Genomic DNA, 22,784 nt, shown 5'->3' on the forward strand with positions numbered 1-22,784 from the left:
GTTCTTTAAATTTCAGTCGCAGTCTGCCTCTTTATCTGCAGAATGACAATTTCTATTTGCGGGTTCCCCGCTTTATTGGAAATTTTCGCAAGATCACTCAGTCTATTTGCAGGTTTTTGAATTCTATTTGCAGTACACAGAATTCTATTTGCAGGTTCCCTCCTCTATTTGCAAATCTACCATTCCATTTGCAAAATACATCAATCTATTATTTGCAGCTGCCCCCCTCCAATTTGCACACTTCACATACATACTTCTCTCACCCCATAAAAAAGAGGCTCCCCAATGGGAGCCTCTAATTAAATAATTATTTCAGCCCAACAGATGCTACATAGCCATCCTTTCCATTAACTGAAACTTTGTACCAGCTGAAAAGGTTGTATTTATTGTTATCTTCAATAGGGCCATCCAGAATCGTGATGCGTGTGCCCTTTGCAAGCGACGTTCCAGAACCTGCAGTTGAAGGTTTATCACGGAATGTTGCAGCTCCAGAAATAACGATGCTGTCCCCTTTTTTAAATAGCTGAGTGGATGGGGTTTGTTTGTCGGTTGTATATTTCATTTTGCTGCTGAAGATAGCCTGTCCAGTTGAAGGGTTATAAGAGATTTCCAAGTCATCCTTATTAATCGCCTCAGCATCTACCTGTGCCCACTTGCTGATGTTGCTGTATACCTTCAGCTGATAAGGCTCTTCCGAGAAATTAGGATCGTTGAACTTAGATAGTCCATTGTATGCCATTATGGCAAAATACCAATTTTCCAATACCTCTTTATCCCCGTCATTTACAACAGGAATTCTGGAACCCGCATATTTCCATTTTTCTAATAGGATTTGAATTCCGGTTTCAATGTTTATGCCAATATCATATTTGGCTTTTTCCCAATTATAGCGGTCATCATGCTCATCCAGTGGCGTAACCTGCATGATTCCATAACCGTTATCAGGACTTTTAAATACTTCTCCACGCTCAGTGAATTGCTGAAATGCTCCATTTTCGGTTAAAGCGATTGCTTTCACTAATTCTGGAGGAATGCCGGCTGCAGCTGCTTTTGTTGTCAGCAGATGTTTTAAATCTTCGATTGGCATTTGCAGCTGTTTTATTTCACTTTTAATGGCATCTGTAAACATCTGCTTAGACGCAGGGTTTTTAATTTCCTGGCTCAGTTTCACTGCTGAATCGTATAAGGCTGGAACTTTTGCATGGGAAACACCAGGCTTTACTAGTTCGCGGAGTTCCCGAACCTGGTCGTTAAGAAGGGATAGATCCTTGTATTCCGCATCTTTCATGCTCTCAGGAATCTTCCCTTGGAGAGTTTCCCATTCCGTGCGCAGCTGTTTTTTATATGTCTCCTGAGGAGTTACCTCTAAGAACATTAAGATTTTCTTGGCTTCTTTTAGAACGGTTTCACTCTGTCCTTTTGCCAGTGAAGCTGATACCTGATCAAGAGCCATTTTAACGGTTACAGGATAACTTAGTTCATCCCTTAATGCTTCTGCAGATTCTTTAAAATTAGCACGAATGGCTTCCCTTGTGGTTTTGCCATAGACAGGATCCAGCAGAGCGGCTTGTTTCTTAATTTCATATGAAAGCTCATGGTAAGCCTTTACTGTTTCACTTGAGAGGATACCCTGTTCCAGCTGGCTTTGCAAAAAGTGCTTCTTTGCTTCTATTTTCTTCCCAGCGGAAATGGCATCAATATAATAAATGGCCCGCTTGATCTGAAGCTGGCTTTCATCCAGTTTCGCCAAATATGCCTGCTTTTTGCTGGAGCTCAAAGTATTTACCAGCTTGATAGCTTCACTATAAGCTTTTTTTGCGGTGTTATATTCTGCATACGGTCTGGTTACCCCATCTCCTGACCATTCAATAGAACATGCCCTTCTTAATATTTGAGAAGCTGAAACAGACTTTTGAACAGCATTTTCAATTTGAGTGATAGAAGCTGCTTCTGTATTGCTGACAGTTACAACTGCGGCAGCCGGAAAAATGAGAGATGTGGATAATAATATTTTTATACCTTTTCTATTCGACAAAATTATATCCTCCTACAAAATAAAAACTCTTGCTATTTTAATTATAACAAGAGTTTAATAGATTATTAACCGTATTTTGGAAATTTATTGTTTAACAGGAACATATTCAATATAAGATTCCATATTTGTAATATAAAGTTGAGATCCGAGGTTATATTGGCCTCCAAACTGGGTATCATAATTGTAAACACGGTATTTTTCGCCTGGATTTAGAATTCGTACAATCTTTAGCTTATTGTTTTCCGTCCGCTGCCAGAGATTGATTTTCTTTTTAACATAAACCATGCCGATTTGACCTTGTTTGACTGGAACGGCAGCAGCCATTCCCTTTACGCTTTCCTGTGGCACAACTCTCTTAGCACCTATGTATCTGCTTTTATAGTAGCTCATATCCATGCTGTTGATCATGATTCCGTCATCACTATCTGCATGTATAAATTTGTTGTCTCCCGTGTAGATGCCTGCATGTGATGCACCAGGCTTATATGTAGTGAAAAAGACAATATCTCCAGGAAGAAGTTCCCCTTTGCTGACAGACTCTCCTGTTTTATATTGATCTGCTGTTGTTCTTGGTAGCTTCACACCATGCTCACTGTATACATATGTTAAAAATCCTGAGCAGTCAAACCCTTGCGGTGTTGTTCCTCCCCATTTATAAGGAACGCCTTGCATCTGTTTTGCCAGCTTAACAATACTGTCCGGAGTTGCTTCTGCAGCACTTGCAGACTGCTGAGCAAAAATCAATGGCAATGCCAGCAATAACACCAGCGCCTTAAGTAAGACTTTTTTCATAGTATGTATCCCCCTGTGAAACTTTTGGTATATATTAATTATCAAAAAATTATGTAATTAGACTGATAATTAGATTTTATCCTATTAATAGACAAGATTCTATTTCATTTTCATAACAATATCGCGATAATATTACAAAGTTATTACAATAAACAGTGAAATCTACCGAAAGATGTAGAATTTCACTAAATACGCAAAAAAACAGACCATCTTTAAGAGATAGTCTGCAGCTTTTAGCTAAATAGCGGCCATTGACTCTGGTATTCGTCGCCCTCTATTTTTTCTAACGTTCTATATTTCAGAGGCAAAAGCGCATCTTCTGATATTTTCAAAAAACTTTTCCCGATTTCAAATGGAATGAGATCAAACTGATCTTCGTTCTCAGCAATAAAGTAGATTCCGGCCACCTTGCCTTTTTGTGACAAATCTATGTTCAGGAAAGATGGATAATAGGTATTATTATTCGCTTCCAGAATAGCCTTAGCTGTTATAGTGCCATCTTCTTCTTTTTCGATTGGATCATTGCTGATCTTCTCCAGAACCTTCGATGCCCACCCCTGCTTCTTATAACCGCCGATAATTTTAGGAGGATTCTCCTTTAATTGATTTAATAAATCCTGCATTTCTTTAGACTGTTCCATTGGTTAACAATACTCCCTCCAATGTTACGATGTTATTATACAGCCGCATTTGTATATATGAGACTAGTGTTTCATTATACCCCAATTATATAATTATGGACAATTTCAGTAATTAGAGTAGCATAATTACTAATTTTCTGCAATTTACACCCTATATTTCCATAACAAGACTATTATATATTAAACATATATACAATATTAAATTTATGGTAACCCGTCTGTAAAAACAGAGAAAAGACTGAGTTTATGCACTCAGCCTTCTAAAATCATTCATACACTGCCTGAATATGATCAATAAAGATTTGACCTCTATTTTTAAGTTCATCACTAACCTGCATGTATCTTACAGGTATTTCCAATGAATAGGGAGCTGTCAGTCCTGCCGGAATATCTGCTTCAACATATTTCCAGCCAGTCCAATTAAGGTTCTTTGTGTAATCAAGCTGAACCTCTTTGCCTGCCGCATCCTTTAACTGGCTGCGAAGCCAATGTCCTTTGTTATCGCCATAAACCCACATGCCAATTTTCTTAGGTGAACCCATGATTGGAATAGGTTCTTTCTTTAAGGCATAAACACCAGAAGTTCCTGTTGTTCCAATAAAGTTATATGCCACTTTTAGTGATTTCTTTCCTTCTTTAACATATACCGATTCAGGGGCAGCCATTACTGACTCATATCTTGCTCCCGATGCTTGCCATCCGCTTATATCGCCTTCAAAATCTTCAATGATAACAGGACCTGGATTTCCAGTGATCACTTTAATTTCAGCGGATACTTTACCATGTGAAACAGTAATTGTGCCTATTCCGTCCTTGCCGGAAGCTTTAAAAATTCCGTTTTCAACTGTTCCTAAATTATCTGATACCGTGTAAGTAAAGGCTGCAGGATCTGTTACGACCTCCTTGTCTGCATGGTAGCCGGCAGCAGGAACAGCTGCAGTTCCGTTTTTATCCACGGTGATTGTGTCCTTTGTAACTTTGATTGAATCCAATTCGTTCGTAATGCTGACAGAAACATTGCCTGAGACTTTACCAGAGGCAACCGTAATCGTACCTTTTCCAGGCATGTCTGAAGCTGTATAGGATCCATCAGAATTAAATTGGCCAATATTCGATGTCCAAATAATAGGATCTTTTAAGCTGACAGGATTATTATTCTTGTCGACACCTTTAGCAGCAATCTTCAAGTCTTTATAGGATGCACCAGCAAATAATGTGATTTCCTCAGGGTTAACCAGCAGTCTATAAAGCTCACCAGCCTGCTTGCGTGCAATGATCAGCAGGGAGTTCGAGACATTCCTCTCTCTGCCGTCAGAAGGGTTATTAACCACACTTGTTGTTGTTTCCCCCTGCTTTCTTGTCACCATTGTGGAAGAACCGCCGCCATCAAAGGTAATGGCCTCAACAGCTCCAAAGTCTTTCATAACCTTAGCCAGATCTGTAAGAGTGACTCCCTTGCTTTGGACTCTTCTTCCGTCAATAACCACTGCAAATACAGATCCATCTTCCTTAATTCCGATCGCTGTTCTTGGGTGGGCGCCTGCAATATTAAAGACTTTTGCCTCCCCGCCTTTAACCAAGTGGTAGCGTCCGCCTATTGCCTGCTGTACCCGGTCCCATTCAGGCTTATCATAGCTTGCGTTAATCGTAATGGAGTCACCGGCTTTGAGTGATTTTAAATAATCACTGCCAGCAGCATGGCCTGACAGGATGAACTCACCAGGATTAAGTGCTGCACTTCCTTTTCCGATTATCACTTCTTTTACGGTAGCAGTGACCTGGCCATTTCCATTCAGCTGCCCTGTCAGATTCGAAAGCACCACTTCAGTACCTAATTCATTCGTCATTGTATTGCTTGCGAAATAAGGTGTATAAAGAACCAAGTGGCCCGCAAATCTCCGTTTATTAACAGAATTAATCAAGTACGGCTTCTGGCCATTTGCAGACACACTAAGCAAAACTTCCGGGTTGCCGATCATTGCTTTTCCGCTGAAGCTGACACCGAAAATCGCTCTTTCATTGACTGGAGTTGTATTCGTGGTAACCAATTCACCATTATGTACAGTTAAATCAGTTGGAGCTCCATTTGAATCAAAATAATCGCCATTTACTCCTGCAATTACATATTTACCCTCGGATTCTTCACGGTGTGCCATACTGTTAACCGTTTCGAATCCGATCATTTGGTCTTTAGCCAGGGAAGTCTCAAAAGAAATCTGGCTCGTTTTTTGGTCAACATCCAGCTTGTAGATTTCCTGATTTCCTTTAGACCCTTCTACAGAAAGCTTGGACTGTGTGACACCAGGTGCAAGCACAGCTGTCTGCTCCTGGGTAACTGTTCCTAAAGTTAGTTTGGTTCCATATAATTCAGGATTCACAAGCTTAAGTTTTAGCTTTGATGGCGTTTTGTATTGAACATAGCCTTTCATGTTGGTCACAAAGTACTGGCCTCCAACACCATATTGACCGCCAAAAGCTGAATCATAACGGTAAACCCTATATGCTTCTCCAGGATTAAGAACTCTGACAAACTTCAATTTATTATTTTCCCTTTTCCATAGGTTAATAGGCTTAAGGATATCCACCTTGCCTATTTGGCCTTTAACCAGCTGCATTCCTTCCCAATATACGGAAGGCGCTGAGGCCGAAGCCTTCTTTGCAACATACGAAAAAGGGGATATGATCCCGGACAAAAACAAAAGACAGCACAATAAAATTTTCTTCTTCATTACTCTCTCCCTCTGATGTACTATTTTAACAATAAGTCTATTATACGACAAAATACCAATTATTTTCCTATGATTCTACAAAAAAGACGTAATGGTATATATTACCTAAATATATTGAACTATAGGCCTTTTTCCCACAAAAAAAAGCCTTGCCCGCCAGGACAAGACTGCATTATTGCAGGTTTTCAAAAAACACCGCCGTTAATGGTGCTTTCTTTTTAAGTAATTTTCTCGTTTCTTCATTTAAATAGTACATAGCAAAGGTTTCTGCAAAATATTCTTCTGGATAATTTTTATAGTAGGAATTATCCCCAAATAGAAGGACTCTCTCTTTCCCCCAGATTTCTTTAAAACCTTGCGCAGACGATAGATTATTATATATCAGGCTGTCAATTGTATGAGCTATTTCATGCAGTTCAAGGTTGCTGGAGCTATGGCCGTTTCCTGGCTCGCTGTAACCAATCCGTATTGCCACTACCGAAGAACCGCCAATGCCGGGAACATCATCCCAGGTTCTATTCGTTCCTTCCCATCCTCTCGGCACTTGCCCTTTCAGATAAGCGTATTCAGGAAGATTGGTGATTGGGGCAGCAGTCAGTTTAATCTTAACCCCTTTTTCCTTTAATTTTCCTAATAGAGAGATAGGTATTTTGCTGATTCTGCTTTTTATATTTGAAACCTCTGGGGACTGCTCATAGCCTTTATCAGCAATAATAAGCTGATTCACAAGTCCTTCCTGTTCAGAGTAGGACTTATGCAAGTCTGCCAGCTTAGACTTTGAAGGGGTCTCATATATAACTCTGTCTTTCATATTGGTAATATAGTAGGCTCCGCCAACCCTGTATTGCTGCCGTTCCGGAACATAGCCATATACCCTGTATTGATCTCTGGGATATAAGATGCGCACAAACTTAAGACTGCTGCCTTCCAGACGCCATAAGTTGATAGGTTTTGTGACAGTTACCCGGCCGATTTGCCCCTTAACCAACTCTGCTCCATCCCAATAGACCTTAGCAAAACTGTCTTTCGGGAATGCAACCATAAACAAAGCAGAAAATAGAAGGAACACTATAAATCTTCTATTTCGCATGTGCTGGCACATCCTTTAATTTAATAAGGTGTAAAGAAATTTTGTGTATAGTAAGGGATCGCTGTTTCCTTTTGGAACTGAACCCCTGCACCTAAATGAGTGTATTGAGCATTCAGGATGTTTTTACGGTGACCGGCCGAATTCATGAGAGCTTCATGAGCAAAAATGCTGCTTGAATAGCCCATTGCAATATTTTCACCGGCATATAAATAATGAATCCCTTCCTTTTCCATCCTCTGAAAAGGGCTTTCGTTTCTATGATTCATGTGATCAAAGAAATCATTTTCGGCCATATCCAAACTATGTTTCCGCGCCGAATTTTGGGCAGCTGTATTCCAGGTGACAGGTGCCAGTCCATTATCCGCCCTTGCAGCATTAACCAAATCAAACATTTGCATTTCCAGGCTCTTCTGAAGGCTGGAGCCAGGCGCGCCATAATGGCTGTGCTTCCGGTTCTCCAGCTTCCTTGAAATGAGCTGAATGCCAGTTACATTGCCTTTCTTATGAATATCATAGAACACAGTAATGTATGAATCTCTCTTATAATATGTCTGCTGCTTATCATTATTGACCATTACATAATTTACATTGTTTTTATTGATGTACTTTATTGGCGTGCCCAATGCTGAAGTTACCCCTGATCTGGAAGAGCCCTTAAAGATGCCAAAAATGTATAGTCTTTGGCTAGTTGAATAAATGAATTCTGCCTTATTATCCACGTACCCTATCATATAAAAATTCCGGTACTGATTATGATAAGTGTGCCAGGAAATGCCATACTCACCGAGAGATACCCGCTTTTCCTTTCCCAATTTTGCTTCAATAGATGATTTGCTGTCGCCTAGTTTAATGGAAGCACCGATGATTTCCAAGGATTCCTGTTTACAAGCAAGAGCTTTCTTTTTTGCAGCTGAAGGGGTTTCGTATTTTATTTTGGAATCCCGATTCAAGTACATGCCGCCTCCAACACTGAGCATGTCAGGCTTAAAAGCATATATTCGGTAAGTTCCCCCTGCTTTCAAAATCTTCTGCTGAACTTTTGTGCTGCCTGATAATTTATAAAGAGGTGTATCCTTCAAGACTGTTAATCTGCCAATTTGTCCGACTTTCAGTTCAGCGCCATCCCACCAGACCGGCTGGATCCCTCTTGAACCTTCACACCTTTCCGCTGCATCTGCGGATGAAAATGGAGGAATACTTATGAATATGGCAATCACAAAAAACAGGGCTGCCAAAACCTTTTTTTTACCCAAGATACACCCTCCAATTCGAAATATTCTTATTCCTATTCTAGTAGATTTAAGGTAAACAGTATAGTAAAAGTTGGGGTCCTTCCACCAGCTTCTTTCCATGATATAATGGGGACTGCACGAACATTTTGGAACAGGTGGAGAATACTTTGATTTTTAATTCCTATGAATTTATTTTTGCTTTTTTGCCTGCTGTTTGGATTGTCTATTTTTTACTGAATAGATGGCAGCTTTTCTTTATAAGAAATATCTGGCTTGTGATCAGCTCTTTATTTTTTTACAGTTGGTGGAATCCTGTCTATCTCCCATTAATTTTAATTTCCATGCTGCTGAACTACAATATTGGCACATTGCTTGGAAAGGCCGGGAGCCGGCGGGGAGCCAAACTGCTTTTGACTGCCGGCGTAACTGCCAATCTTGCAGCTTTAGGTTATTATAAATATTATGATTTTTTCATAGACAACCTTAATGCTTTATTAAGCACAAATTTTGATTTATTACACCTTGCTTTGCCGCTTGCCATCAGCTTTTTTACTTTCCAGCAGATCGCTTATCTTGTTGATGCCTACCGGAAAGAAACGAAAGAATATGATTTTTGGAAATATGCATTGTTTGTCAGCTTTTTTCCGCAATTGATTGCTGGGCCAATTGTGCACCATAACGAAATGATGCCCCAGTTCTCCAGGGAAAAAACACATAGAAGGTTTCATTACGAGAATTTCGCGAAAGGAATTTTCATTTTTTCTATTGGCCTGTTTAAGAAGGCTGTTATTGCAGATACTTTTGCTGTCTGGGCCACAGCTGGTTTTGACCAGGCAGAGGTGCTGACTTTTATCGAAGCCTGGATCGTATCTTTATCCTACACCTTCCAGCTCTATTTCGATTTCAGCGGCTATACTGATATGGCCATGGGAGCAGCGCTTTTATTTAATATCCGGCTTCCGGTTAACTTTAACTCACCCTATAAGGCAGTTAATATTCAGGACTTTTGGAAGAGATGGCATATGACGCTGACGCGTTTTTTAACCCAATACTTATACATTCCCCTTGGCGGAAATCGCAAGGGAATCTCCAGAACCTACGTGAATGTTTTTCTTGTTTTTTTCGTCAGCGGTTTATGGCATGGTGCCGGCTGGACATTCATATTATGGGGATCACTGCATGGAGCTGCATCACTTCTGAACCGTTTGTGGCATCAGCTTGGCTTTAAAATGAACAAGTTTCTTGGCTGGTTTATCACCTTTCAGTTTGTCAATTTTGCCTGGGTATTTTTCAGAGCTCAAACATGGGAAGATGCAGAAAAAGTGTTAAAAGGCATGGCCGGAATGAGCGGGTTTACATGGCCTGAACAGCTCACATCCCTTTTTGAGCCGGCAGCCGTTCAGGCTGTAGAAATACTCTCTATTAACGCTGCAACTGATACATCCCTTTTGTATATGCTTTTCATACTGGCAGGTGCCTTCGCGGTCACTTTATGGGCTAAAAACTCAGTTAGATTGATGGATCAGCTTAAGCCTTCCTGGTTTTCTGCGTTCTTCATCTGTGCATTGCTCCTGATTTCCTTCTTTAGCATGACAAGAGTCAGCGAGTTCTTATATTTTAATTTTTAGGTGGTTTATCATGAATGTTTATAAACAATGGCTGTTAAAAGTCCTGGCTGCTTTTATGATTTTAGGCTGTCTCTTCGCCATGCCGATTGCTATATTTAACTATACGGCAGATCCATTATGGCTTTTCCCGCATAAAAATGAATGGAATGATGTGCAGCAGGGTTTTAATGAAAGACAGCAGAAAGTAAACAAATTTAAATATGGGGAAGAACAGTATGATGCCCTTTTATTGGGAAGCAGCCGTTCAACTTATATAAACCAGCATGATTTTAAAGATTTGAAGGTGTTCAATTTTGCGGTAAGCTCGATGTACGCAGAGGAGTATAAAGGATATATTGACTACGCCAAGGAGATCAACGGAAAACCGTTTGAATATATTTTCCTGGGCCTGGACTTTTTTGCCACAAATAAATACCGCGAGCTCGCCGAAGAAAAACCGGAGTTCTATACAGAAGAGGCTGACAGCTATCTATACAGAATCAAGTCGACTGCATCCTTTGATACTTTGAAGAAATCTATATCTGTTTATCAATCATCGAAAAAGAATCAACCTGTATTCATAGATCATAGATTTTATAATCGTGAAAATGTGGCTATGCCTTTCCCTGTGGATGATCAATTAAGACAAGCCAGAATTGAAACGAATATCTATCAATTTTTCCAAAATAATGAACCCTATGAGTATGACCCTAAAGTAATGGAGATGCTGAAACAGCTTAAGGATGAAAACCCGAAAACCAAATTTATTGTCTACACAACACCTGTTACCCTTCCGCGTTTTGTCATTGAAATGCAGAATGAGGAATACCTGAAGGGTTATGAGCGCTGGCTTATGGATCTGACGGAAACCTTCGGTACTGTTCATCACTTTATGGATATAAACGAAATGACAAGGCATTTGCCAAACTTTATAGACTCGCATCATTTCACTCCTGATGCAGGGACAAAAATAGTTCAGGCTATTTGGAATGACAGAAACAAATATTCAGATTTTGGAGTTACCCTGAACAAAGATAATACAGAATCTGAAATTGTAAAGATTAAGAAGGAAATCAAAAAAGCAGAAACAGAAGCTTATGACTACCTAATACCCATCGGTTCGAAGAGCACACCTTATTCTTTTGTCCCGCCAAATTTCGAACCATTTTCTGCAGAAGAATGGCTTAGCCAGCTGATGCCGATGAAATTGCTCGGAATGGATGGCAATTTCCAGGTGACTGAAGGAAGTACCGGCGGCTTGGCATTAAAACCTATGAGCGAAAGCCCTAATGCGATACAAACTGGCTTCAGCCTAAAGGACATGAACATCTCTGCTTCTGAAGAACTAACTTTTATCGTTTCTCTGAAAGGAAAAACAGCCAATCCAGGTGATGTGCAATTATTCATCCAGGATCAGGTGAACGGCCAATGGGAAAGAAAAGCATATAATACCATCCCTGCTGTAGATATTTCCCGCTCCTTTAAAGTATCTAAAGAAATCAGAAAAGGCGCCGAAAATGTTATGGTTGGAATCCATTGGAAGAATGCAGATTCAGAGGATCAATGGATCCAAATAGATGCTGCTGATATTTACTAGTGAGAAGAGCCATGCTCCAACAGAGGAGATGGCTCTTTTCTTTATTGGATAATTATAGTAATGTAGGAACTGATTACTATAAGAGTATTTGGGGGAAAATATGAATCTATCCAAGTTAAAAGTCAATTACATTCTAGCCGCATCTCTCATTGCCGCACCCGTTTTCTTTTCCAGTGCAGCATACGCAGAAGATTTAACCGATCAGGAGGAGAGTATTGAATTGGATGACAGCCAGACACCTTCTCAAGAAGAAGCAGATCCATCACAATTGCTAAAAGAAGAGATAGACCCGACAATCGAAAAGATTGGGCCCCAGGTATTCCACGGAACTGCCCTGGCAGCAGCCTACGGGAAATCACCTGAAAACAAGCCCTATATGTACATCATCCAGCACGGGACTCCATCCGCTTTATCTGTCGTCAACTTGACCACTGGAAAAACCGAAAAGACTTACACACTTGAACATTCCACAAGTGCCTGGGGAATTGATGTGGATTCTGATCAAAACGTCTGGATCGGGGGAACATCAGGAGGACATATTTACAAGTATGATCCTTCCTCTAAAAAGCTGACTGATTATGGAAATAAATTAAAGCACAGCCGGGATACCTCTATCCAAGACCTGCACGCCTCCGGAGGAAGAATATACGGATCCACAGCTTATAATGGAACGGTATTTTCCTATATACCTGAAACAGGTGAAAGAAAAGACTATGGCCAAATAATAAGAGGCAAAGAATTTGCAAAAAGTGTTTACTTTGATGAAGAACAAGAGAGTATTTTCATGGGAATCGGATCTAAGGCCGAACTTATCCGCTATAATATCCGCACGAAAATCAGGGATCGTTTCCTGCCTTGGGAATACCGGATGGAGAAATACGTATCAGATATTCAAGTGGCAGGTGAGTATTTATTTGCCAAATTGGATCCAAGCCCCAAAGTGCTGGTTTTTAACAAGAACACATTAGAATTGCTTGATGAGTTTGATTCGACGTCTAAAACCGTGTCTGTAAAGTCACCCGCAGAAGAAGCTGTGTATTATACAAACAATGAAGAGCTGTACGCTTATTATTTTAAAACTCAGGAAACGGTAAAAATGGAAGTTCCCCTTGAAGGAATGAACGTTATAAATTTAGATTTTGTGGAAATGGGAACAGAGGATTATCCCGGGTACACACTGACGGGATTGTTAAGCAATAACGGGGAATATTTTACCTATAATATAGAGACCCGGGAATTTGAAATTCATCAGGCAAAACTTGCTCCACTTCCAGTCACTTTATATACAATGGGAGTGACACCTGATAGAGATAAGATCATTATTAATGGCTATATGTCTGGCGGACTCGGCCTCTTTAACATTGCAAGCGGCGAAACAGAAGAAGTGAAGGGCATCAGCCAGGTTGAATCTATGGCATACTTAAATGACAAGCTATATTTTGGAGCCTATCCAAAAGCGAGAATCCTGGAATACGATCTGACAAAACCGTTTGAAGGCCAAAGTATAAATGAAATTGCCCGTTATAAAGACCTTGGCCAAGAAAGGCCAACAGCCATGCTTGGGATTAATGAGACCAACCAGCTGTTCATAGGCACATATCCTGAAACCAGCACGGGCGGCGGACTGCTGTCTGTTTATAACCCTGAAACAAAAGAAACCATTAATTATGAAGACTATATAGAAAACCAAAGCATCATTTCACTGGTACAAGCCGGGAATCATATTTATGGTGGAACATCGGTGTATGCCAACCATGAGCATGCAAAGAGTGATGCAGTGTTATTCCGCTTTCCATCTGATTCACCTTCAGATAAAGAGGAGCTAAACTTCCCAATAAAAGCTGCCATGATTAATGCGTTAACTTCTTACGAAGAAAACTATATCTTCGGTATGGCAGACGGAAAACTGTTTAAATACGATATCGAATCCGGCCAAACAAAGCAGGTAATGATTGTACCAGCCATTTCCGGCCGCTTTAAAAATGCGAATCTGCAATTCGGAAAGGACCATTACCTATATGGAACAGTAGAAGGCGTTTTATTTAAAGCAGATCCGAAAACAATGGAAGTCACACTGATCAAAAAAGAGGGTGCCCATGACTTAGCCATCGATCAGAATGGCCATATATATTTCAGAAACGAAGCAGACATGTGGAAATACGAACCTAAATAGAAAGAAATAAAAATTCCCTGCCTACTTTAGACAGGGAATTTTTATTTCTATTGCAAGTTAACTTTCAAACTATAAGAATCCAATGTAGAACCGCCGAATGTGTCACGGACTTTGATATGGTAGACTCCTTTTTTCAGGTTAAAGTACAGCACTTCCCCATCTCCTTCAGGGTAGTAGTCTGCTTTAGCCAGCAGTTTGCCATCTTTATAAAGAGTCACAACACCATCAATTTCAGTTCCGGCATTAAATTCGATATAGCCTTTCGCTTGTTTATCTATTTTCAATTCATACCAATCTTCGTCACCGTTCGGTACACCGGCATTAAGATGCCCGGAGGCAGTTAAGAGCTTGCTGCCTGACTTCTTCATCATTAACGGCTTAGAAGGTTTGTTATTCTTCACCACAGAACCCTTATCTTCATCATTTTGGTTAACCGGCGCCACAGTCAATTCATAAGGAAGCAGGGACAATGGAGTATTGCCATCAAAATAACCGGAGGCAATGATAATATAGTTTTTATTTTTCTCAGCTTTAAATGATCCATAGGTTGCTCCGCTGTCAATTCCCTTTTCAATATACTGAATTCGATCGAATTCCTCCGGATCCAGCTTCCGGTTCTTGTTTGCATCTTCTGCGATAACCATAATTCCATAGAACGGGCTCAGCAATTCCTTTGGATATTTCGCTTTCCATTTGGCATCAACATTTTTCCTCTTCATGGATGCCCCATAAATATTTGCTGTTTTACTTTCAAGATAGAAGACATCCTGATCGAAAGGCATCGCGAGGTTCCCCTCGATTTTTGCTGAAGGAAGATTCTTTATTTTCTCCAGGCTATCGTTATCTTCATAAGGATCCTGAGGATCTTTAATCACCATTTTGGCACTAAAGCTGTACGGATCAAAAGATGTTGAACCAGTATAGTAATCTGCTCCGGCCTTAATATAGTAGCTCTCTCCAGCTTTCAGACCTGTTAGCATGGATGCATCCAGCTTCATGCTTACCCAGTCAAATTGCATATTGGTTCCAATCTGATCCAAAAAGGCATACGTGTTTCCTTCCGCGTCTGTCTCTTCCTTAATGCGGTAAATCTCCATTAAAGGAACCTGGCCTTTTTTATCGTCAAACTTAAATTCATAGATGCCCGTTTCATCCGGCACAACACTAAACCAGTCTTCATCTTCTAATGTCTGGATATAGCCTTCACCTTTTTCATCCATTTTAAAAGGCTGGGCACCCTCTTTAAGGACTTCAGTGAAATCAGGCTCAGCTTCAACTTCTTCTTCAGATGCTTCTTCTGTTTCTTCTTCCATGTCCTCAAATGCACTGCGCTGTTTTTCCAGGCCATTAACGGTTATTTCTTTTTCAGCGGCTTCCTCATCCATCATATAAGGGAATATATCTTCATCTGCCGGCAATGTTTTTCCATTAACCTGCAGTTTGTATGGAATCAGAGAAGGTTCAGGAGTCTGCTCTTCTTCAAGCAAGCCGAAGTTTAACATGAAATCATACATGCCAAAGAAATATTGATCGATTTTATTAGATACTTTTATGATATACGGTATTTCCGGCATAGCTGTAAAAGAGAGTGTTTCCCCTTCACTTTTGCTGCCCCTGTTTGCGTAGAATGCCGGCTCAATTGGGTATTTTCCGTAAAACATTTCTTCAAGAAGGGCCTTTTTCTCTTCTTCCGTAATTTCTTCCATATCAGGAGGAAAAATCTGATCCCCCATATAAACACTGATGCTTGTATCAACACCCGGCAATTTAGCTAAGTCAATTTTCACTGCCTGTTCCTCTTTAACAGTGAATTGGTAGAAATCATCATCTCCATCTTTCCCAGTTAAAAGCTCCTTGCCATATGAGTATGGCAATTCAATAGTACTCATATTGTGAATAGAATTCCCATCTTCTTCAATGCCAGATGCCTTTTCAGCGGAAAGGCTGAATTTTGATTGCCCTCTGCCCGAATCATCAAAGCTGCCATTGACATCCTTAACTCCGAAGGCAAGCGTTCCTGAAAATGGAACTTCAAACAACTTTCCTTCCTCATGGCCTTCTCTGACTTTGTTTACATCCAGCTCCACTTTCCCTTCATCGGAAACCAAAAATAATTTAAGCTTGTAATCAAATTGCTTGGCTCCGTTAAGAACAAATTGAACTAAATCGCCTTTCTCAACATCTGTTTTATACCATTTCTCCTGGAACGGGGCTGTAATCGCTCCTTTAACGGTCTGCTTCTTCTCAAGGCTTACTGCTGCTGCTTTTTCCAAAATTTCTTTTTCAGATAATTGTTGTTTTGTCAAAGCAGGCAGCTTCTTAATATCATATTGCATAGCTGCAACTGGATTAAGGAGGCCATTTCCATATACTACATCAAATCCCTTATCACCCAGATCCTCTGCTGTATGCTCCAATATATATTCAATCTGAATCGGAGTCAGGCCAGGATGCTTGGATAGAAGCAAGGATGCTGCTCCAGCTGCCATAGGTGAAGCCATGGATGTTCCGCTCATTTTACGGAAGCTTGATTTTTTTTCGTATTCATACATAGTGCTGTAGACATCTTCACCAGGAGCTACAATATCAACGGACGTGCCATATGTAGATAAAATCCCCAGTTTTTTGCTGCTGTTAATATTCCCAACACTGATGACACCTTCATAGGCAGCAGGATAGCTAAGTGAATCATCCCCTGTATTGCCTGCCGCTGCCACTACTACAACATTCTTTTCAGCAGCCTTTTTGAGCGCTTCTTCAATCAGAGGAGATCTCATAGGACCGCCGAGACTCATATTGATTACTTTTGCACCTTTTTCTACTGCATGGAGAATCCCCTGGGCAATCACATAATCTGAAGCACCCCATCCTCTGTCAAAAACATCAATCGGAAGAATTTTGGCATTTGGATTAACACCATAGCCGCCAATGCCGTTATTCTTATTGGCTGCAACAATTCCAGCCACATGGGTGCCATGATAATCAGGCGTGCCGGGGCTCATTGGATTGACTGCATTATAGCTCGGGAGCAGCTTTCCCTTTAAATCAGGATGGTTCACGTCCACACCCTGATCGATTACTGCAACCGTTACAGGGTTCTTCCCAGCCAGTTTTTGAGCCTTTTCCAGCTGAAGAAGTTCGTTCTGATATTGTTCTTTCGCTTTAGGATCCGGCAGCGAAAGCGGTTTGTAATTGACGCTTGGATAGGCGGATACCACTCCGTTCAACTTTTTGTAATTGGTTAATACTTTGCTGAACTGATTTTTATTCCTCACTTTAACAACAGCATAATTTAAATTGGAGAACTGCTTAATCAATGTTCCCCCTGCCATTTTGTGCTGTGATTGAGTGAGCGGCTTTTTAAATTTAACCACCAGAGTATCTCCGCTTAATGCAGATTCTTTTGACTGCTCCAGTTTCTTTTGCAGTGACGGCTGGTCAATTTGCACCGCCGAAATGCCCGGCACCTCTTTTCCGCTTTCTGCAGATACACCAGATGTTCCCAGCAGAGACCCGGCAGCAATGCCAATTCCTGCTGCAAGATTAATAGATGTTTTCAGCCAGCGTTCCATTCCCTTCCTCCTCATAACTGTAAAATGATAGTTGCTATCATCATATTACTATCATTTTCAATTAATAGAAAGTTTTACTATATTAATTTATTCGACAAAAAAAGAGCCGGGTTTTATAAACCCAGCTCTAATTATTAATCTATGGCTGCTCTACTGAAACAGCTTCTGCATCTTTTTGAGAGGCATCAGCTTCGGGTTCTTCTGTTGTACTGGTGTCAGCTTCCGAACCCTTTTCTGGCAGCACTTCACTTTCGGTATTAACAGCCGGATCCAATTCTTGTGAGCTGTCTTCCTGCTCCTGAACCGGATCCACTTCTGGCTGCTCCTCTGAAGGCTTTAAGGATTCATACTTTTTCAAGATTTCCTGCTTCATTTCTGTAAGCACTGCTTCAAATCCAGGCAATTCACGGTATTTTCCAGGATAAAGCTTGTTGCCTGCTTCTTTAATTTCAGCAGAACGTCTTTCAAGCCTGTTTAACTCCGCCAATTGGCTCTCAACTATATCGAGCTTATCAGCATCAAGGTTAATCTGTATTTCTTCCATAAGCATGTATCTGGAAATCTCGTAAATAACTGTTTCTTTCGTAATCTTTGCAGGCAATACATACTTTTCTGCAGCAATGTCACGTACATGAGGCCCATAAAGCTTATTAATAAACAGCCCCGCTTTCTTAATCTGGTATGAAAGCTTATGGTAAGTTTCAACTGTGTGTTCATCCAGAGTACCAGCATCTATCAATTTAATTAGCTCTGAATTCATTGCTGTCAGCTGTGCTCCGGTTTTTTCTGTATCGATAAAGACTGCTGCCCGGGCTTTATGATCATAAGCTTCCTTCAGCACTGCCATTAACCGGTTTTGATCGTTTTGAGGCAGGCCTTTCAGCAATGTTTCTGCTGAAGCAATACTTTTACTTGCATTCTGGTAGGCTTTTGCAAAGTCTGCACTTACTTTGAAATCACTTGTACTTTTTATGTTTCCAGAATAATAGGATCGGAGTTTTCTTGATTTGGCAACAGCATCATTTGTCTGGTTTGTTGCCAGGGTTACCTTTGAACTTGTTTTTGCCCCGTTTAAGCTATAGCCGATGCCTGCTACATAAAGCCCTACACCCTGGTTTTGTTTCCATATGCTTTGAAACTCTGAAAGCGGCAAGCTGGTTTCACCTGCATATCTGCCGATTTCCGGTGTAAACCCTGGAAGCTTATAGGTTGAAGTAAACCAATCAGTAAAGCCGCCTCCAGATGGTCTTGCACCCGGGTACACCAGGCTATATCCTGTCATTTTCCCTATCGTTTTGGCATATTGATGATCCCGATCGTATAAAGCACCTGTCTGATGGAATTTCCAGTAAAGAATCTGTCCGCTTGAATGGTAAGCAAGAGCAGATGCAGGCTTAATCTCATTCACAAAGTTTATAATCGCCTTCACTTCAGAAGCCGATTGCGGCTGGGATCCTTTATAATTCTTGTAATAGGGCTTTCCCGGATTGCTTTTAATATTCGCCCAGTCAGCAGGGTACTGGCGGTTCAAATCGACTCCCTTTCCATTTGCTTTCCAGCGTTTAAAATCCTTGCTCCCTGCATTCATTTTGATTAATCCAGCATGTGCACTCGAAGGAAATGCCTTTAATCCAAATTGCTGCAGTGTCACACCATCCGGATTAACCATCGGCACAAACCACATGGTGGTTCTGTTCAGATGAGTCCGCACATCCGCACCCGCTATTGTCCGTCCGCCCTTATAGGCTGAAGCGTACTGTTCAAGCATATACATGTTCAGCGTAGTAGTCATCCATTCCCTTGCATGGTGGGAACCATTAATAAATATGTTTGTCCCGCCTTTTCCAAGTGATACGGCATAAATATTTCTTCCATACTCACTTTTTCCAATAACTTTATATGTAATATGATCTGGGTATTGCTTGGCAAGCTCCACAATATCAGCCTGCATTTTTTCATAAGTATAAACTTCGGCTGGATTCACAGCTGCAGCTTCTGCCCGATGTTCCAAATGGACGAAGCCGGCAAGAACTATCAATAATGTAAATATGAATTTCTTTAAAATTTTCATCTTTTCCTCCTAATATTTTGTACATCTACTAATATACTATGCAGGAGGACAAATTTGGGGGAAATTCAGCAATTTTTGCAAAACCGGCTCATCAAAAAAATAAAGCCTGTCTAATCCGGACAGGCTTATGCAAAGGTATGCCATTTTTGAATTTTACTATTAATAAAGTTTACGTACTTCTCATCTTCCTGAAGCTCAAAAATAATCAGGGACTTTTGCATGCATTCTCTTGCTTTCTGGAACTTGCCTTGAATTTCATAGTTGTAGCCAATATGATAATGAAGCTCCCCAAGAAGATAAAGGTTATCTTTTTCAATACACCACCTGACAGCTTCCCTGCAGTACTTAATTGAATCATTGTACTTCTCAAGACGTGTGAGTGATCTTGCAATATTATAATAAAGTCTGCACAATAAGGTATGGTCATTAATGAATGGCAGCTGATGGAGATATTCTTTAGCTTCGAAATAGATTTTCAGCGATTTTTTATAATCCTTTTCTTCAAAATAGACAGAACCGATACTCAGCAAAACTTCTATTTCACGTTCAGACCAGACCTTGTCGGTATAATGAGTTAAAGCTATGGCTTTAGAAAGGATGTCAATCGCTGCTTTAGAATCCTTATGAAGCATATACTGGCAAATCCCTTTATGCCATAATAGAACCTGATAATTTTTATTGTTTTGCTGGAATAATGGATTTTTCTCTTCGGTTTTTACGATTTGTTCCATTTCCCTGTAATCTGAGTTCCTTCTTGCCAAGGTTAATTGCCTTAAGACTTCCTGTACATAATCCAGCCGGGGCGTTGTGCCAATGTCGAAGAAATAGTTTACATCCACACCAAGGCGTTCGGATATTAAATATAAAGTAGATGCATAGGGATATACATCACCCTTTTCAATTTTGCTGATCTGCGCCTGCGTACAAATCCCTTTGGCAAGCTCTCCCTGTGATAAGTTCATCAGTTTTCTAAGTTCCCTGATTCTTTGGCCAATCGCGGAAAAATTCATCCTTTTCACCCCTTTCATGTAAATATGCCTAGAGTTATATTTTTATCATTTATAAACAGGAAAAAGGATATAAGACAAAGTATACTGGTAAAATTAAAAAAATATACAAAAAATGCTTCTGTATTATTTATGTTTTAATATAGATAGTTCCTTAATTTAAACAAGCAAGGAGGAATTCTCATGAAAAAACGTTTATTAGTTATGATGGCCGTATTCACTTTTGTATTTGGAGCTGCAGGCATTACTTTTGCTGCTGGAAATAACGGCGGCGGCGGAGTTACAACTCAAGAACTTCCGACTATTTTTTAATTGCAAATGCATATCTGTTAGGATTTCAAAGGGCTTGACCCTTGTCTTATTAATCTCCAATTGGGACACTTCATCTGAAGTGTCTATTTTTTTGCAGTTAAAACTTAGTTACTGCTCAAATTCAACATGCAAACATAAATTCCCTTCTTTTATAGGATTAAGAGAAACATAATATTCTTTCAGGAATATTCCTATAGTTATAATTTTATATGAAAACCTTACTTTTTCATATTAAATATTCATTCCAATATCTAATTCACCTCCATATTTCAATCAGCAAAAGGAACTATTTTTGTTATGATAAGGGCATAAAGATGCAGGGAGGGTGAAATGGTATGGATCTTGATATGAAAATTCAGCCGAAGTTTATCGAGAACGAAAGTGCAATCATTTTTTCATTCTACTTTAGAAACGCATCAATGAAAGTTGGAGAAGCGGTTATCTATACTTGTGAAGAGGAACAAAATGAAGAATTGACACGAATGATTTATAACAGCCATGAAGAAATAACAGAGCTTAATGCTAATGCAAAAAGGAAAATGGCTTATGTAACGGAGTTAACTATACCGGAAGGATTTAAAAACCAATCGTTTACCAAAATAAAAGAATTTCTAAAAATCATCGGCATCAACACATGCGTATACCAGCATTGATGTCACAGGATACCTGATGGTCAGGGATGAGCATCAGGTATTTTCTATAAGATTATCTTCCTTCCACTTCATTAACTTGCCATTAATATAATCCGAATATTTATGATCCTTCTGAAGGTCAAAAATCAGCAAAGCTTTTTGCATATATTCTTGAGCAGAACGAAAATCCTCCGACAATTCGAAATTGTAGCCAATATGATAGTGAAGTTCTCCCAATAAAAAGAGGTTATCTTTTTCAATCCCCCAGTCGATTCCTTCTGTGCATATTTCAGTTGATTTTTCATAAAATCCTTTTCGGGTAAAAGCTCTGGCCATATTATAGAGCAGTTTAGTTTTTAATATATAATTCCGTAATTGGGGAAGATTTTTCATCTCCGTATATACACTTTCATAAATCTTAATAGCTTCATCCAGCAGATTATTCTCAAAGCAGACAACGCCTTTGCTTAAAAGAATTTCCATCTCCTGTTCCGTCCGGAATTTTTCATTAGTCAATGCCAAAGCTTCGTCAAGGGCTTGCAGAGAACGTTCAAAGTCAGAATGGACGTGGTAGAGGCATATCCCTTTATGCCAAATCAGAAGCTGCAGATATTTCTGATTTTGATAAAAAAGCGGATTCCTTTCCTCCATCTCCACGATCTCTTCCATCTCCTGATATTTAAAATTGCGACGTGCAATTTTCAGCTGTCTGGCCACTTCTTCGACATAGTCCAGCCTTGGGGTTAAACCAATATTGAAGAAATAATTCACATCAATGCCCAGTTTTTGAGATATTAAAAAAAGTGTTGATGCACAGGGAATCACTTCACCATTCTCCAGCTTACTGATTTGTGCCTGAGTGCATATGTCTTCTGCAAGCTCTTTTTGAGTGATTCTTTGTATTCTGCGCAGTTCTTTTATCTTATTTCCAATAACAGAAAAATCCAATGTTTCCACTCTCCAAAAAATATTCCAATTATTATATTTTTATTATAAATGCTTATATAACCTAGTAAAAGCTGTATTCTATTAAAATAACCAGCATTCATCAGGAATTCAGACTTTTAAGCAATATGTTTTAATTAGTTCATAAGTATTTAATACTTTCGGAAGTTCGTCACTTTACGAACATCATCCAATTCTCCAATTTATTACCGTCCGGACTGACCGGACGGTCTTTTTTTGAGTTTGGTGCTTGTTATTGGGATTTCTATTCGCAGAAATTTTCTGACTAATTGCAGGTTTTTGTTTCTATTTGCAAGTTTCAATTTTCTATTTGCAGGATTCCTGTTCT

The 22,784-nt window shown here is 39.9% G+C and carries 15 protein-coding genes; 5 read left to right on the top strand and 10 right to left on the bottom strand.

The window, feature by feature from the left end; translation table 11 throughout:
• Window positions 1–307 precede the first annotated feature (307 nt).
• The 6 genes from BFI01S_RS06925 to BFI01S_RS06950 all read right to left on the bottom strand — a co-directional run bounded on the left by BFI01S_RS06925 (window position 308) and on the right by BFI01S_RS06950 (window position 8,540).
• Complete coding sequence (locus BFI01S_RS06925; RefSeq protein ID WP_061791949.1) at window positions 308–2,035, bottom strand: transglycosylase SLT domain-containing protein; 1,728 nt, start codon at window positions 2,033–2,035, stop codon at window positions 308–310.
• A gap of 84 nt (window positions 2,036–2,119) precedes the next feature.
• Window positions 2,120–2,827, bottom strand: a complete 708-nt coding sequence (locus BFI01S_RS06930; protein WP_061791950.1) for a C40 family peptidase — start codon at window positions 2,825–2,827, stop codon at window positions 2,120–2,122.
• A gap of 233 nt (window positions 2,828–3,060) precedes the next feature.
• Window positions 3,061–3,468, bottom strand: coding sequence for a hypothetical protein (locus BFI01S_RS06935; protein WP_061791951.1), 408 nt, complete (start codon window positions 3,466–3,468; stop codon window positions 3,061–3,063).
• A 266-nt stretch (window positions 3,469–3,734) separates the two neighbouring features.
• A complete protein-coding gene (locus BFI01S_RS06940) occupies window positions 3,735–6,197 on the bottom strand; it encodes a phosphodiester glycosidase family protein (protein ID WP_061791952.1) in 2,463 nt (820 codons plus the stop codon).
• A gap of 172 nt (window positions 6,198–6,369) precedes the next feature.
• Window positions 6,370–7,287, bottom strand: coding sequence for an anthrax toxin lethal factor-related metalloendopeptidase (locus BFI01S_RS06945; protein ID WP_061791953.1), 918 nt, complete (start codon window positions 7,285–7,287; stop codon window positions 6,370–6,372).
• Between the two features lie 20 nt (window positions 7,288–7,307).
• Entirely contained in the window at window positions 7,308–8,540 is a 1,233-nt protein-coding gene (locus BFI01S_RS06950; RefSeq protein ID WP_235831125.1) for a CAP domain-containing protein, read from the bottom strand.
• A 146-nt stretch (window positions 8,541–8,686) separates the two neighbouring features.
• Between BFI01S_RS06950 and BFI01S_RS06955 the strand changes: the two genes are divergently transcribed.
• The 3 genes from BFI01S_RS06955 (at window position 8,687) to BFI01S_RS06965 (ending at window position 13,896) form a co-directional block, all read left to right on the top strand.
• Window positions 8,687–10,147: an MBOAT family O-acyltransferase gene (locus tag BFI01S_RS06955; protein WP_061791954.1), complete on the top strand. Its 1,461-nt coding sequence runs from the start codon at window positions 8,687–8,689 to the stop codon at window positions 10,145–10,147.
• 10 nt (window positions 10,148–10,157) lie between these two features.
• Window positions 10,158–11,723, top strand: a complete 1,566-nt coding sequence (locus BFI01S_RS06960) for a hypothetical protein (protein WP_061791955.1) — start codon at window positions 10,158–10,160, stop codon at window positions 11,721–11,723.
• Between the two features lie 100 nt (window positions 11,724–11,823).
• A complete protein-coding gene (locus tag BFI01S_RS06965; RefSeq protein WP_061791956.1) occupies window positions 11,824–13,896 on the top strand; it encodes an NHL repeat-containing protein in 2,073 nt (690 codons plus the stop codon).
• A 47-nt stretch (window positions 13,897–13,943) separates the two neighbouring features.
• Here the strand turns inward: BFI01S_RS06965 and BFI01S_RS06970 are convergent, their stop codons facing one another.
• From BFI01S_RS06970 to BFI01S_RS06980, 3 genes are all read right to left on the bottom strand, one after another.
• Window positions 13,944–17,468 carry a S8 family peptidase gene (locus tag BFI01S_RS06970; protein WP_061791957.1) on the bottom strand — a complete coding sequence of 1,175 codons (3,525 nt, stop codon included), beginning with the start codon at window positions 17,466–17,468 and terminating at the stop codon, window positions 13,944–13,946.
• Window positions 17,469–17,607: 139 nt separating this feature from the next.
• Window positions 17,608–19,539 (bottom strand): M14 family zinc carboxypeptidase, encoded by a 1,932-nt coding sequence (locus BFI01S_RS06975; RefSeq protein ID WP_061791958.1) that lies wholly within the window; start codon window positions 19,537–19,539, stop codon window positions 17,608–17,610.
• A gap of 125 nt (window positions 19,540–19,664) precedes the next feature.
• Entirely contained in the window at window positions 19,665–20,549 is an 885-nt protein-coding gene (locus BFI01S_RS06980) for a helix-turn-helix domain-containing protein (RefSeq protein WP_061791959.1), read from the bottom strand.
• A 180-nt stretch (window positions 20,550–20,729) separates the two neighbouring features.
• Here BFI01S_RS06980 and BFI01S_RS24320 point away from each other — a divergent pair, with 180 nt between their 5' ends.
• Both BFI01S_RS24320 and BFI01S_RS06985 read left to right on the top strand, forming a co-directional pair.
• Entirely contained in the window at window positions 20,730–20,858 is a 129-nt protein-coding gene (locus BFI01S_RS24320; protein ID WP_256815608.1) for a hypothetical protein, read from the top strand.
• 335 nt (window positions 20,859–21,193) lie between these two features.
• Window positions 21,194–21,511: a hypothetical protein gene (locus BFI01S_RS06985; protein WP_061791960.1), complete on the top strand. Its 318-nt coding sequence runs from the start codon at window positions 21,194–21,196 to the stop codon at window positions 21,509–21,511.
• A 33-nt stretch (window positions 21,512–21,544) separates the two neighbouring features.
• Here BFI01S_RS06985 and BFI01S_RS06990 read toward each other — a convergent pair whose 3' ends face one another.
• Complete coding sequence (locus BFI01S_RS06990; protein ID WP_061791961.1) at window positions 21,545–22,438, bottom strand: helix-turn-helix domain-containing protein; 894 nt, start codon at window positions 22,436–22,438, stop codon at window positions 21,545–21,547.
• Window positions 22,439–22,784 lie beyond the last annotated feature (346 nt).

Source organism: Cytobacillus firmus NBRC 15306, from assembly GCF_001591465.1.
Classification (GTDB): Bacteria; Bacillota; Bacilli; order Bacillales; family Cytobacillaceae; genus Cytobacillus; species Cytobacillus firmus.